Genomic DNA, 13,294 nt, shown 5'->3' on the forward strand with positions numbered 1-13,294 from the left:
GCATGCCCGTGTGGGACGACCTGGTGGGCCAGGAGCGCGTCCAGGCGCAGCTGGCCGCTGCCGCCCGTGACGCCGACGCCGTGGTCACGGCCGCCGAGGAGGGCGCCGAGCCGCCGGCCGCGTCGAAGATGACGCACGCCTGGCTGTTCACCGGGCCCCCCGGCTCCGGCCGGGTCACCACGGCCCGCGCGTTCGCCGCCGCCCTGCAGTGCACCAGCCCGGACCGCAAGCTCGGCGCCGATCCCGGCTGCGGCTTCTGCGACGGCTGCCACACCGTCCTGGTCGGCACCCACGCGGACGTGACCACGGTGGCGGCCGTGGGCAACGAGATCCTGGTCAAGGACATGCGGGACACGGTCCGCAAGTCGTACACGTCCCCCGCCACCGGCCGCTGGCAGGTCATCCTCGTCGAGGACGCCGAGCGGCTGAACGAGAAGTCGGCCAACGCCGTCCTCAAGGCCGTGGAGGAGCCCGCCCCCCGCACGGTCTGGCTCCTGTGCGCCCCCTCGCTGGAGGACGTGCTGCCCACCATCCGCTCCCGCTGCCGGCACCTGAACCTCAACACGCCCTCGGTCGACGCCGTCGCCGACATGCTGGTCCGCCGCGACGGGATCGAGCCGCCGCTCGCCGCCGCGGTGGCCCGCGCCACCCAGGGCCACATCGGCCGCGCCCGCCGGCTGGCCACCGACGAGCAGGCGCGGGCCCGCCGCGCCGCCGTCCTGAAACTCCCGCTGCGCGTGGACGACGTCGGCGCGTGCCTGAAGGCCGCCCAGGAGCTGGTCGACGCGGCCGCCGAGGACGCCAAGCAGGTCGCCGAGGAGGTCGACACCAAGGAGACCGAGGAGCTGCGCGCAGCGCTCGGCGCCGCCGCCGGCACGGGCGGGCGCATGCCGCGTGGCACGGCGGGCGTGATGAAGGAGCTGGAGGAGAAGCAGAAGCGCCGCCGCACCCGCACCCAGCGCGACAGCCTCGACCTCGCCCTGACCGACCTGACCGGCTTCTACCGCGACGTGCTCGCCCTCCAGCTCGGTTCCTCGTCGGCCATCGCCAACGAGGAGATACGGCCGGACCTGGACCGCGTGGCCCGCGCGAGCGGCCCCGAGCGCACGCTGCGCCGCATCGAGGCGGTCCTCGCCTGCCGCGACGCCCTCGACCGCAACGTCGCACCGCTCCTCGCGGTCGAGGCCATGACGATGGCGCTGCGCGCGGGCTGAGCCCCCTCACCCTTCCGGGTGATCCGCCGGACACCGGGCACGCGGCCACGGGCGGGACGGCGGCCGGGGCGGGGACCGGGTGAGGACCGGTGGTCGGCCCGGTGGTCGGCCCGGGTGACCACCGGGGCCACGCGGTAGCCCGAACCGCCCGAACCGCCCGAACCACCGCCCGAACCGCCCGCACCAGGCACGGCAGCCCCACCCGCCACATCTTTCCGCGGCGCGGTTCCCACCCGGTAGGGCATACGCTGCCAAGATGGACACCAGTCGCCTGTTGCGTACGACCGGGACCGTGATCGCAGCCGCCGGGCTGCTGCTCTCCGGATGTACGCCGGGCAGTTCGGGCCCCAGCGCCGCCGCTTCCTCGGGCGGCGCCGGCGTCAGCGCGCCCAGCGCGCAGCCGCCCGCCGTCCCGGACGCCCTGCGCCCGTACTACGCACAGAAGCTGCAATGGCGCGACTGCGGTGTCCCCGGCTTCCAGTGCGCCACGATGAAGGTGCCGCTGGACTACGACCACCCCGAATCCGGCCAGGACATCGACCTCGCCGTCTCCCGCAAGGTGGCCACCGGCCCCGGCAAGCGGCTCGGCTCCCTCGTGGTCAACCCGGGCGGCCCCGGCGGCTCCGGCATCGGCTACCTCCAGGCGTACGCCGGCATCGGCTACCCCGCACCCGTCCGGGCCCGCTACGACATCGTCTCCTTCGACCCGCGCGGGGTGGCCCGCAGCACTCCGGTCGAGTGCCTGACCGGGGCCGGGATGGACGCGTACACGCAGGTCGACCAGACCCCCGACGACGCGGTGGAGCGGGCGCTGCTGGTGGGGGCGTTCAAGAAGTTCGCGGCCGGCTGCCAGCAGCGTTCGCAGCGGATCCTGCCGCACGTCTCGACCGAGGACGCCGCCCGTGACCTGGACGTGCTGCGCTCGGTGCTGGGCGACGAGAAGCTGACGTACGTCGGCGCCTCGTACGGCACCTTCCTCGGGGCGACGTACGCGGACCTGTTCCCCGGCCGGGTCGGCCGGCTGGTCCTCGACGGCGCGATGGACCCGACCCGCCCGGCGATCGACCTCAACCGCGACCAGACGGCGGGCTTCGAGACGGCGTTCCGCTCCTTCGCCCAGGACTGCGCCAAGCAGCCGGACTGCCCGCTGGGCCGCGGCGGGCCGGACCAGGTGGCCGCCCGCCTGAAGGACTTCTTCCGCAAGCTCGACGCCGACCCCGTACCGAGCGGGGACCCCAGCCGGCCGCTGGGCGAGTCCCTGGCCACGACCGGGGTGATCGCGGCCCTCTACGACGAGACGGCCTGGCCGCAGCTGCGCGAGGCGATCACCCAGGCGCAGAACGGCGACGGGTCCGGTCTGCTGGGGCTCGCGGACAGCTACTACGAGCGCGAGCCGGACGGCAAGTACGCCAATCTGATGTTCGCCAACGCGGCCGTGAACTGCCTGGACCAGCCCCCGGCCTTCGCAGACCCGGAGGCCGTGGACAAGGCCCTGCCCTCCTTCGAGAAGGCCTCCCCGGTCTTCGGCGCCGGCCTGGCCTGGGCCGCCCTGAACTGCACGTACTGGCCGGTCAAGGCCACCGGCACGGCCAAGGCCCTGACCGCCCGGGGCGCCCCGCCGATCGTCGTGGTGGGCACCACCCGCGACCCGGCGACCCCGTACAAGTGGGCCCAGTCCCTGGCCTCCCAACTCGACTCGGGCGTCCTCCTCACCTACGAGGGCGACGGCCACACGGCGTACGGCCGCGGCAGCGACTGCATCGACACGGCGATCAACCGCTACCTCCTGGACGGCACCCCCCCGAAGCAGGACCAGAAGTGCCGCCCGTCGACCCCCTGACCCCGTGGTGCGGGGCACCCGGATTAACCCTGTAGACTTAGCGCCGCTGCTGATGAGAGCCTCATCGAGCAGCATGCCGCCTTAGCTCAGTTGGCCAGAGCAACGCACTCGTAATGCGTAGGTCTCGGGTTCGAATCCCGAAGGCGGCTCCGAGAAGGCCCAGGTCACACAGTTAGTGACCTGGGTCTTTTGCTTGTCTCTGACGTTTGCGGGCATGTGGCGGCCGGAGCCTGGAACCCCGTGCGTGAGCATGCGTGAGCGCCAGATCGGGCGAACTGCCCTTGAGTCACCTGCCGGTGCGAAGGGCGGCGGCCGACTCCAGGAGGCCGTCCCGCTCCAGGCGATCAAGTACATCGCCCGCGACCCCGGGTGGATTTCGCCTGAGTCGCGATCTGCTGGACGGAGGCCAAGACCCTCTGGCGATCGAGGTCGATCTGGGCCAGAACGAAGTCGTCTGCGGGCCGGGCAGGCGAGGGTTCAGCTGGGTGCGGTAGGCCGAGGTGAGGGTGCTCCGGGCTCGTGAGCGCTACCGCGGAGTGGCGTGATTCTTCGTGATGCGGGACTGCCACGCCCAGCGGGCGAGGCCGCCGATGGAGAGGGAAACGATGATGGCGCCCCAGTCGATCACGTGAGGGAGGCCGGGGAAGAAGGCGAAGAAGGCGATGGAAGCTGCGGCACCGACAAGGAAGGCGGCGATGCCGGCGCGGCGGCGTTTGGCTTCCCAGGTGGGGTCTTCAGGTACGGGCTGGTTGGTCATGTGCGGCTCACTTCGTGATGTGGTGGCACTGGCTGACCCGGCGTACGCCGTTGATGTTGAGGTGGGCGCAGGCTTTGCCGTAGCGGGGGAGCGTCTGGGGTGCGTTGTCCCGCATGGGGTGGATCTCGCACTCGGTGTGGGTCTTGCCGCGCGAGGTCTTGTAGGTCTTGTTGTTGGTGTCGGCGTACGTGAAGTCGATGCGCCAGTTGCAGAAGCCGGCGTTGAGGGCCCCGACGAAGCCGCAGTCGACGCCGGCGTTCTGGTAGGTGATCTTCTTGCCGTCGCCGCGGATGATGTGGGTGAACATGCAGCCTGTCGGGACCTTCATGGTGACGCCTCCGACTTGGTAGTCGAAGGTGGCCACGGGGGTCGAGCCGATGGCGCCGGCGTGTGCTTGTGCCGGGGCTAAGAGTGCGAGTGCGGTTGCAGCGGCGATGGCTGTCGTGACGCGGAGCGCGATGTGTCCGGCCATGTCTGGCGCCCTTTCCGAGGAGTGTCCCTGCGGAGAAGGAACGCCTTCGGCGGGTCTTTCGGGTCTCCTGTGGCGCCTGATCCACTACGAAGAGTGATCAGCTGATGGGCGGCTGACTGCGCTGTTCGGGCTGTCTGGGCAAGGTGGATCGGGTGAAACGCGGGTGCCGAGTCGTAGGTTGCTGACCTGGGGTTCTCTTTCTGATGCGTGCCGTGCAGCTCCGGGGCTCTCGGTTGTGTCAACTTCATCGGAGGCGCCCTCCGTCGAGGCGCGGATCCAAGGGGCTGCTCGAGGGCCGTCGACACGCGAAGCGGGCCGACCCTCGTGGAACGGGGGCGACGACATCGCGGACACGTAGCGCCGAACCGGGCGCTGAACCGTGAAGCTAGTGACAGCTGGGCCGAGGGGGCGCTCATGAGTCCACTGTGAAACTTGAATTTAAACGTTCCTGACACGATTGGATGGATCGGCCGGGGAAAGGTCCTTTTCTGTTTCCGGATCGCCATACTCGATTATGGACGGTCTGAGGGGATTGGGGCCTGCGGTATGGCGGATGTCTTTGATCGGATTGAATGGGCTGTTCGGGGGATTTTTGGCGAAGAGCCGGTTTGTGTTCACGTGGGAGATGCTAAGGAATGTGATATCAAGCGACATCCCACTTACCCTAAGTTTCGCGCCGAGGCGATTCGCTCGGGAGTTCAGTCGGGTCCCACTTCTCGCCTTTGGGAATCCATGATTGCCATGGGCAGGCTGTGTGACCTGGATGGCGACGAAACATGGCGGCTGGTTATCCTCGACTGCATCACTCCCTGTTTCCGTCCGATTTCTACGAGTATCTCCCGCGACTTCCGAGTCGACTGTGAAGAAATCCGGTCAGCGATGGTGGCAGCCGCACTGGAGGTGTGGGCGGCCACCGTCACAGGGGTTCCACCGCGCCACATCAGGGATCGCATGGTGAAGGCGGCTTTCGATGTGGCCTTTCGCCGCGGGAAGGCCGCACCTTCGGAGTCCTTGGTCGACGACGTTGAGATGTTCCGCTACGAGGTGCCGGTTCAAGGTTCCGGGCTGAGCGCGTCCTCGATCGTCGATGTCAACAGAATCCGCGATGTGGACGTTGCAGAACAGATCAGAGGCGAGCGATTCGGGTCGCTACTTCACGTGCTAGGTTGCTTCGATGCGGTTCAAGGTTTTCATGGTGAAATTCGCTCCGGCCGCCGTTCGGGGTCGGTAAGCCAGGCGATGAGAGTCTCCAGGGCGGCTCGATACCGGATTTCCAGTCAGAGTCTCTACTACTACGCCTCGGACCTCTATCCCTCGTTCGTCGGACTCCGAGAAGCGGCAAGTGTGATGGGGATTGCCGAATCTGCTGCACACCGACTGATCAGGACCGGGCAGTTCCCTTTCCCTGTGGCGAGAGCGGGACGGAGCTACAAGGTCTCCTCAAAGCCCTCATGCACTTTATGGACATCCCGGATGCCATTGTTCATGTCGACGACGTCGAGAATGGCGCCCTTCATGCGAGCGGCGGCGTCCGGTGAGCCTCACCGCGCGCAAGCTGTCGCCTGGCGTCTTCCGTAGAGCGGGAGACCATCCCGGTCGTCGGCCGCCGGGCGGCCCGTGCTTGATGGCCGGCCTGGGGTCCAGCATGCCGCGTTCGGTGTCCCCCTCGTGCACACCTGTGCCCTCGACCCCGACTCATGCGTAGGTCTCGGGTTCGAATCCCGAAGGCGGCTCGGTCGAAGCCCCGGTCAGACACTGTCTGACCTGGGCTTTTATGTTTGGTGAGGGTGGGGTGGGTGGTGGCCGGCCGAGGGGTGGCGCTTCGGGTGGAGGTGCCTGCGGCGGTGGGTCGGGCGTGATTGTCAGACCCCGGTGTCACAGTGTGTAGTGCGATGACTACGGGGAGGGAAAGTCATGACTGGTGCGACGGTAAAGCGGCTCACTCTTGAAGCGGCGCGTCGGGAACTCGGCCTGCGGAAGGACGAGTTCACTCTGGGGATCGAGCAGGGTGTGATCCGTACGAGCTGGAGCGGCGACGAGCTGTGGGTCAAAGCCGGCGAGGTGGCCCGGTGGCGCGCGAGCCCCGGTGAACTCGCCGAGCTCACCTGCCTGGTACACGCGGCAGAAGCCGCCGGGCTCGCGGGGATCAGCCGGCATCGGTTCGACCAGTTGGCACGCGTGGGCGCCATCTGCCCGGTTCGGTCGTACATCAACCGATACCACGCCGAAGTGTGGCAGTACTCGGCCCTCGATGCCCGCCGGTTGCCCGAGCACCGTCCTGAGCTGGTCGGTGCGGCGCTGCCCCGTCCCTTCCTGGCCGAACTGGCCGCCGGCGTCGACCGCCGGGCCGAGGGTTACCGCTCGCGGCTTCGTGTCCAGGCGTTGCTGGGGCTGCGTGACCCCTGGGTGAAAGCTGCCGCATGGTCGTATTGGTTGCGTTCCGTGCAGCCGCCTGTCGGAGGCGTACGGCTCGGCGAGGCCGAGGCCGTCCATCTCGCGAGGCGGGCTGCCGAGCAGGGACTGGCGGACGTGCTGGGCTCGTACGCGGATCCCGTCACGCCCGAGGAGCAGGCGGAAGCCGCCCGGGAGTTCGCGGCCGCGCTGCGCAAGGCCCGGCGCAGTTGCCCGGCGCCTGAGTTGATCGTCCCCTCCGACGCGGCGGCACGGCTGGGCTGCGCCGTGGAACGGCTTCCGGATGAGTACCGCGACCGCGGCGTTCCCGCGGATCTGCTCGCACAGAGTGTGGCCGATGGCCTGGTCACGGTGCCCGCCCCCGCGCAGGTCGCGGCGGTTCGTGCACGGCGGGCCGCGCAGCGCCGGAAGGACGAGCGGAAGGCGGCCGGGAAGGCCGAACGGGCCGCGAAGCGGCTGCGCGAGGAGCGCGAGCGCGCGGTCAGCGCGCGTGCCCGGGCCCATGTCCCGGAACGGACGGCCGACGCCACGGTGACTCTCCACCTGGGCCCCACCAACTCCGGCAAGACACATGACGCCATTGCCCTGCTGGCCGCACGTGCCGAGGCCGGGCGGACCGGTGTGTACGCGGCACCGCTGCGCATGCTTGCCTTCGAGGTCTACGAACACTTACGCACCCGGCTCGGTGCGGAGCAGGTTGGGCTGCGCACGGGTGAGGAGCACCTCAACCCGGAGGCACCGGTGCTGTGCTGCACCGCTGAGGCTGCGCCCACTGACGGCGACTTCCTGATCGTCGATGAAGCGCACTGGCTGGCCGACGGGGACCGTGGTCATGCCTGGACCCGGCTGTTACTCTCCGGAGCCCACACCGACGTGCACGTATGTGCCGCTCCGGAATCCGAAGGCCTGCTGCGCAAGCTCTTCGCCCCCGGCACGGACGTGACCGTGCTGCACCATGCCCGGCACGGCACACTGAGCCGGGTCGAGGAGTTCCGGGCCGCGAGCCTCCCGTCGGCGAGCGCGGTGGTGGCCTTCTCCCGCAAAGCCGTTCTCGCGCTGTACCGCGAGCTGCTCGAAGCGGGCCGGTCAGCGACCGTCCTCTATGGCGCGATGCCGCCCGCGGCCCGCCGCGAGCAGATCCGGCGACTGTCCGAGGGCGAGGTCGAGGTGATCGTCACCACGGATGTGATCGGCCATGGCGTCAACCTTCCGCTGCGTGCAGTGGCGTTCGCGGAAACGGGCAAGTACGACGGCAGAACGCGTCGGGAATTGCTGGTCTGGGAGGCCGCCCAGATCGCCGGCCGGGCCGGCCGGCGGGGCCATGACGCGGGGGAGGGGCTCGTGGGCGCCTACCGCAGCCGGCTGCCCGGCCTCACCGCCGGGGCCCGGCTCCTCGACCGGGCTGTTCAGGCAGCCAACGGAGCGCGATCAAGCGGCCTGCGCGTCACGACGGCCCAGTTGCGCCCCACCTGGTCCGACCTCGGGCAGCCGGAATCCGGAGAGATCCCGCATGCTCTGGCCGGCTGGACCGCTGCTGCCCGTACGGCTGCCCAGGAGCGCACCTGGCTGCGGCCGATGCCCGTCGACGAGATCCACGCCAAGCTCCTGGCGGCACGCCAGGCCGTCGGGGCGCCACCGGACGTCGACGGCCGCTGGCCGCGCGACGGCCACACGGTCTGGCGCCTGATCACCCTGCCTGTCGACGCGAACCGTCCGACCTACCCGGCTGTCTGCCGGGCGGTGCTGCGCGGAGTGGATCTGCACCACCTGATCCGCCCGCTCGCAAGCATTGATCGGATGGCCTTGCCGCAAGCTGAGGAGTACGCCGCCACCATGCGGGACCTGGGTATCGCCATCCGCGTCTTCGGCCGTGAGTGTGGCGGCCTGAGCGCCGACGAAGTCGCGGTTGGCGAGCAGGCGGCTGCCGAGCGGATCAACCAACTGGTCGCCACCTCCCGGCCACTGGCCACGCACGGCAGCTGCGCCTCCTGCGGCAAACCCTGCGCCCTCTGGTACACGCATTGCGACGCCTGCCATTCCGCCCGGTTCTCCTGGTACGACGCCGACTGGCTCGACCGGTGAGGGCGGGGCCGTTGCCGGCCGTGCCCTCACCGGTCTGTGGAGTGACCTTGTGTTGTGGCGGGTGGGCCGGTCAGACGCGGGTGGTGTGGGGGATCGTGGTGCGGGCCACTGTGGTGTCCGTGTCCGTGTCGACGAGGGTCACCATGAGCGGGGTGCTGCCGGACGGGCCTGCGGCGGTGGCGCGCAGCCGGTAGCGCTCGGTGCGTACGGCGTCGCGGGCGAGGGGGCTGCCGCCGTCGAGGAGGGAGGCGGGTAGGACGTCGTTGGCGATGCGCAGTGCGGCCGGGCGCCAGGTGCCCGTGGCCGGGTCCCGGCGTTCGAGGACGAAGGACGACAGGGCGGGCCGGTCGCCGGGTTCGGGGACGAGGATCTCCATCTGGAAGGCCAGGTGCAGGTGCTGGTAGGCGCGGGTGTTGCCGTTGCGCAGGGTGACGGTGAATTCCTGCGCGGCGCCGCCCCGGGTGAGGGTGAGGCCACCGCCGTTCGCGGTGCCGGCCGACATCGCGAGGTGTGTCGGGGCTATCGGGGCCGTCGGAGCAGTCGGAGCAGTCGGGGGCGCCGGTGTCGTGGGCGCTGCCGGGGTGGTCGGGGGCGGCGGGGGCGTGGGTGCTTCCGCCGTGGGCGGAGCCGATGCCGATGCCGATGCCGAGGCCGGTGCTGGAGCTGTGGCCGATGCGGTGTGGGGGGTGGGCTTCGTGCAGGACGTGAGGGTGGCGAGGAGCAGGGCTGCGGTGGCGGCGGCCGCCGCCAGCGCGCGTCCGTAGGGCATGGGGGAGGTCCTTCCGCGGTCGGCTGCCGAGGAAGCTAGCAACGTTGGGGGCCGATCCCGGCGACGGGGCGGAGACGGTTCGGTCACGGTCGGCGTGCACCTGCACCCACGCCCCTCTGTGCACCCCTGCCTTCCCCGTTCCGGCGCCTCCCGCCCCGCCCCGGGCGGTCGGTCCAGGGCGGGGCGGGAGGGGCGGGGGTCAGGTCAGCCAGCCCTGGCGGACGGCCTGGACCCCCGCTTCGAAGCGGCTGCGGGCTCCGAGGCGTTCCATGAGGGTGGTCGCGATGCGGCGGGCGGTGCGGTGCGAGACGCCGAGGCGTTTGGCGATGGACTCGTCGGTGTGGCCGTCGGCCAGCAGCTTCAGCGCGGTCAGCTCGGTGTCGGTGAGGCTGTCCCCGCTCCGCTGCGGCTTCTCGCCGAACGGCTTGGCGTTCTCCCAGACGCTCTCGAAGAGCGCGCACAGTGCGGTGAGCGTGCCGTCGCCGGTGAGGACGACGGCGCCGGCCGCGGAGTTCCCGCTGTCGACGGGGACGATCGCCGCGGCGCGGTCGGCGATGATCATCCGGAGCGGGAGGGTGGGGGCGGTACGGGCCTGGCGGCCCAGTTTGCCCAGCCATTCCGCGTACGCCGTGCTGTGCGGGCTGTTGCGGACGCTGTCGAGGTAGATCGTGCGCATGCGTACGCCGCGCTTGAGGACCGCCTCGTCCAGGGGCCGGGAGGCCTCCAGGTTCTCGGGCGTCTGCTCCCCGTCCGGGGCGAAGATCATCACCTCTTCCTTGATGTCACGCGTCAGTGCGGCGATCCGGTCGCGGACCTCGTCGAGGCCCGTCAGGTGTTCCACGCCCGGCTGCCCGGCGTCGGGGCGCAGGGCGGCGTACTCCGATATGAGCCGTGCGGCGGCCACCTGCGATGCTTCGATGCGCTGCTGCTGGGCGGCGAGTTCGGCCCGCTGGCGGGCGAGCAGGATTTCCATGCCGACGTCCGGGCTGACCGCGTGGATCCGGCCGGGTGCATCGTAGGACGGCCGTACGAGGGCGAGTTCGCTCAGCTGGTCGAGGCTGTGGCGAACGATGTCCTCGGGCAGGTCCAGGCGCTCGCTGAGCGCGGAGACGCCGTCGCCGGGATGGGCGAGCATGGCGCGGTAGACGGTTTCTGTGTGCTGGTCGAGACCCAACAAGGTCAACATTGAGGCCCCCCTCCCCTGATCTTCATGTCGATAATCGCACGGATCTTGAGATGTGGAGGGTTTGTGAATCCGATTGGCCGCTTTGGTCCACGACCCCAACGGTCCAGGTCAGAGGCCTGGTTGAGGCACGGCTCGGCTTGACACCCTCGGCTGCATGTACCTCATCCACGCCCAGCTGCGGGCGCCTTTCGGCGACCCCTTGCCCTGCGACGCCGCCCGCCGGGCCTTGGCGGCGGCCCGGCCCGACGACCGCGTCGAGCACGTCAGCGCGCACGCGCGGGCCGAACCCCACCCGGTGCTCGGCTTCTTCGTCATGGCGAATTCGCTGAGCGAGGCGGAGGGCCGGATCGCGCAGCTGTGCCTGCGGCTGCTGCGGGAACACGGGGAACTGGCCGGATGGGCCCTGGTGCGGGCGGAGGCGCCATTGGTGGCCCCATTGGGCCAAGGACTTTTGGGGCCACCCGCAATCCCTTCCAACGGCTCCGAGCTGCGGCGAAAGTAGTGACCGCCGGCAGGGAACACCAACACCAACACCGCCGCCGGTGGACGAAGAAGAGCCAAGAGCCAAGAGCCAAGAGCGAAAGACGGGCACGGCACCACGTCACCGCGGGATGCGGCGCCGACAGCCCCCTTCGCACCAGTCGCACCAGCTATCCCAGCTGCTCCAGCCGTCCCAGCCGAAAGGGTCCATGTCATGATCGCCATCCGTTCCGCCCAGGCCGCCGCGGTCGTCGCCGTCTCCGCCGTTGCCCTCCTCCTCGGGGCCACCGCCACGCTGAACGGTGATCTGGGCCGGCAGGCGGCGCCCACTGCCACCGTTGCCGCGGACCTGGGCTGGCAGGCGCCGCCGGCCGGTGGCGCGAAGGTCGACCTCGGCTGGCAGTAGGCCTTCTTGGCCTCCGGCCGACCGAAGCGCAATCGACCCGACCCTCACCACTCGCCTACTTCGCGTCGGCGTAGCACTCCACCACGGCCGTCGTGAACGGGAACCTGACCGGGGTGTGACCGAACGCGATCCGCCCCGCCCGGTCGCCGGCCGCCACGATCGCTGCCGCGACCGCATCCGCCTCCTCGGCCGGGCAGTGCACGATGACCTCGTCGTGCTGGAAGAAGACCAGCTCCGCCCGCATCCCGGCCGTGGCCTGGCGCAGGGCCGCCAGCATCAGCAGGGCCCAGTCGGCCGCGCTGCCCTGGACCACGAAGTTACGGGTGAACCGGCCGCGGGCCCGGGTGTTGGAGGACGCGTACCCCGGTACCCACGCCTCGCCCGAGTCGCCCCCGCCGGGCGGCACGGGAGGTTCTTCCTGCGGGAGGCCCGCCTCGTCCTGGTCGGCCGCGCCGGCCGGCGGCGGGCAGGTCCGGCCGAGCCAGGTGCGTACGAGCCGGCCCTCCTCGCCCGCCCGCGCGGCCTCGTCGACGTACGCGACGGCGCGCGGGAAGCGGCGGCGCAGAGCGGCGAGGTTCTTCAGGCCGTCGCCGGAGGTCTGCCCGTACACGGCGCCCAGTACGGCGAGTTTGGCCATGTCGCGGTCGCCGGAGAAGCCCTGGCGGGAGATGGAGGTGTAGAGGTCCTCGGGGCGGCCGGCGACCTCCATCAGGCCCGGGTCGCGGGAGATCGCGGCCAGCACCCGCGGCTCCATCTGGTCGGCGTCGGCCACGACGAGCCGCCAGCCGGGATCGGCCACGACGGCCCGCCGGATCACCTTCGGGATCTGCAGGGCCCCGCCGCCGTTGGTGACCCAGCGGCCGGTGACCGTGCCGCCCGGGATGTACTCGGGCCGGAACCGTCCGTCGTGCACCCAGTCCTTGAGCCAGGCCCAGCCGTGGGCGGTGTAGATGCGGTAGAGCTTCTTGTACGCGATCAGCGGCTCGACGGCCGGGTGGTCGATCTCCTGGATCTCCCACCGCCGGGTGGACCTCACCTTGATGCCGGCCTGCGCGAACGCCTTGATCACGTCGGCCGGCAGCTCGGGGCGTACGCGGCGGCCGAAGGCTGCGGACACCTCGTCGGCGAGCTCGGCGAGGCGACGCGGCTCGCCGCGGCCGGCGTACCGCTCGCCGAGGAGCTCGGTCAGGACCGCGCGGTGCACGTCGGCGCGCCAGGGGAGCCCGGCCTGGTTCATCTCGGCGGCGATCAGGAACCCGGCGGACTCGGCGGCGGTCAGCAGGCGCATGCGGTCCGGGTGGGCGGTGGCGTCGTGGCGGCGCAGCTGATCGGTGTAGACGGCGAGCAGGGCGTCGGGGGAGAGCGGAGCCGGCTGCGGGTCGAACAGCGAGGACTGGGTGCCGGGCGCCGCGGCCCGCTGCGGCGGATCGGGCGGTACGGGCGCTCCGCGCAGCCGGGCCCAGGCAGCGGCGGCGGAGCGGGGCTCGCCGAAGCGGCCCTCGTGGCCGAGGAGGAGGAGCTCGGCGTCCTCGATGTCGTAGCACCGCTCGACGCGGATGCCGGCGGCGAGCAGGCGGGGGTAGACGGCGGCGGTCGACCGCCAGACCCAGCGGGTGCCGGGGGGTGCGGCGGTGACGGCTGCGGCGGGGTCGGCCGCCGCCCGGACGGCGACGGGG

At 70.9% G+C, this 13,294-nt stretch carries 11 protein-coding genes and 1 tRNA gene; 7 read left to right on the top strand and 5 right to left on the bottom strand.

The features are described 5' to 3' along the window. Positions 1-2 precede the first annotated feature (2 nt). From GPJ59_RS10585 to GPJ59_RS10595, 3 genes are all read left to right on the top strand, one after another. The gene (locus GPJ59_RS10585; protein WP_219666337.1) at positions 3-1,214 is read left to right on the top strand and encodes a DNA polymerase III subunit delta'; all 1,212 of its coding nucleotides are present in this window, start codon (positions 3-5) and stop codon (positions 1,212-1,214) included. Positions 1,215-1,470: 256 nt separating this feature from the next. Then, positions 1,471-3,054, top strand: a complete 1,584-nt coding sequence (locus tag GPJ59_RS10590) for an alpha/beta hydrolase (protein ID WP_219666339.1) — start codon at positions 1,471-1,473, stop codon at positions 3,052-3,054. Positions 3,055-3,129: 75 nt separating this feature from the next. Next, positions 3,130-3,203: transfer RNA gene (locus tag GPJ59_RS10595), tRNA-Thr, on the top strand. 377 nt (positions 3,204-3,580) lie between these two features. Here GPJ59_RS10595 and GPJ59_RS10600 read toward each other — a convergent pair. Next, positions 3,581-3,811 carry a hypothetical protein gene (locus GPJ59_RS10600; RefSeq protein WP_219666347.1) on the bottom strand — a complete coding sequence of 77 codons (231 nt, stop codon included), beginning with the start codon at positions 3,809-3,811 and terminating at the stop codon, positions 3,581-3,583. A gap of 7 nt (positions 3,812-3,818) precedes the next feature. Continuing rightward, the gene (locus tag GPJ59_RS10605; RefSeq protein WP_219666349.1) at positions 3,819-4,139 is read right to left on the bottom strand and encodes a hypothetical protein; all 321 of its coding nucleotides are present in this window, start codon (positions 4,137-4,139) and stop codon (positions 3,819-3,821) included. Positions 4,140-4,715: 576 nt separating this feature from the next. On the opposite strand from GPJ59_RS10605, the gene GPJ59_RS10610 reads away from it, so the two are divergent. Next, complete coding sequence (locus tag GPJ59_RS10610) at positions 4,716-5,861, top strand: helix-turn-helix transcriptional regulator (RefSeq protein ID WP_219666353.1); 1,146 nt, start codon at positions 4,716-4,718, stop codon at positions 5,859-5,861. A gap of 336 nt (positions 5,862-6,197) precedes the next feature. Further along, positions 6,198-8,777 carry a DUF6397 family protein gene (locus GPJ59_RS10615; protein ID WP_219666355.1) on the top strand — a complete coding sequence of 860 codons (2,580 nt, stop codon included), beginning with the start codon at positions 6,198-6,200 and terminating at the stop codon, positions 8,775-8,777. 70 nt (positions 8,778-8,847) lie between these two features. On the opposite strand, the gene GPJ59_RS10620 is transcribed toward GPJ59_RS10615, so the two are convergent. After that, positions 8,848-9,279 carry a hypothetical protein gene (locus GPJ59_RS10620; protein ID WP_219666356.1) on the bottom strand — a complete coding sequence of 144 codons (432 nt, stop codon included), beginning with the start codon at positions 9,277-9,279 and terminating at the stop codon, positions 8,848-8,850. 466 nt (positions 9,280-9,745) lie between these two features. Next, positions 9,746-10,732, bottom strand: coding sequence for a LuxR C-terminal-related transcriptional regulator (locus GPJ59_RS10625; RefSeq protein WP_219666358.1), 987 nt, complete (start codon positions 10,730-10,732; stop codon positions 9,746-9,748). A 154-nt stretch (positions 10,733-10,886) separates the two neighbouring features. On the opposite strand from GPJ59_RS10625, the gene GPJ59_RS10630 reads away from it, so the two are divergent. Both GPJ59_RS10630 and GPJ59_RS10635 read left to right on the top strand, forming a co-directional pair. Beyond that, positions 10,887-11,234 (top strand): hypothetical protein, encoded by a 348-nt coding sequence (locus tag GPJ59_RS10630; protein ID WP_219666360.1) that lies wholly within the window; start codon positions 10,887-10,889, stop codon positions 11,232-11,234. 192 nt (positions 11,235-11,426) lie between these two features. Further along, entirely contained in the window at positions 11,427-11,618 is a 192-nt protein-coding gene (locus GPJ59_RS10635) for a hypothetical protein (RefSeq protein ID WP_219666361.1), read from the top strand. A 55-nt stretch (positions 11,619-11,673) separates the two neighbouring features. Here GPJ59_RS10635 and GPJ59_RS10640 read toward each other — a convergent pair. Next, on the bottom strand, positions 11,674-13,294 hold a 1,621-nt coding region (locus GPJ59_RS10640; protein WP_219666363.1), incomplete at its 5' end, for a bifunctional 3'-5' exonuclease/DNA polymerase.

The sequence above is a fragment of the Streptomyces bambusae genome, from assembly GCF_019400985.1.
Classification (GTDB): Bacteria; Actinomycetota; Actinomycetes; order Streptomycetales; family Streptomycetaceae; genus Streptomyces; species Streptomyces bambusae_A.